This is a genomic window from Halomonas sp. SIMBA_159 (assembly GCF_046536035.1).
GTDB lineage: Bacteria > Pseudomonadota > Gammaproteobacteria > Pseudomonadales > Halomonadaceae > Vreelandella > Vreelandella venusta_A.
Genome location: NZ_JAWJBT010000153.1, coordinates 1 through 384, shown reverse-complemented (window position 1 = coordinate 384; position 384 = coordinate 1). Strand labels below are relative to the sequence as shown.

The window sequence follows — 384 nt, the reverse complement described above, 5'->3', positions numbered from 1 at the left end:
CATCAAAGCTGATGCTGGCGCCGCCCGGGATAGCGCCTTCGCCGTGGTTGGTCAGTGTAAGTTTGGGGTTGATGGGGAAGTTCTGATCGCCCAGTTTAAAGTCACTGATGCTCAGGCGGATATCTGCCGCCTGCGAGGGCATAGTGCGGTTGGTTTTAACGGCGCCGTAAGGGCTGGCATTTCTGAAGCTGTTGTAAAACTGTGTTGTCAGTGTATCGCCGATAAAATACTCACCGTTGGCGGCATTCCAACCATAGTCGCCAGCCAGCTCCCAGAACATTACACCACCAATGACGTTATCAATCACATATTGCGCTTTGGCGGCAATGCTCTGTGCAGTCTCTACCGACAGAAACACCTTTTTCTGCGCATTCCACAACCAGG

General features: G+C 52.6%; 1 protein-coding gene. It reads right to left on the bottom strand.

Translation table 11 applies throughout. From position 1 onward, the window contains the following. Nucleotides 1-384: chitinase C-terminal domain-containing protein (locus tag R0J87_RS18780; RefSeq protein WP_498888099.1), on the bottom strand; the 384-nt coding region annotated here is incomplete at both ends.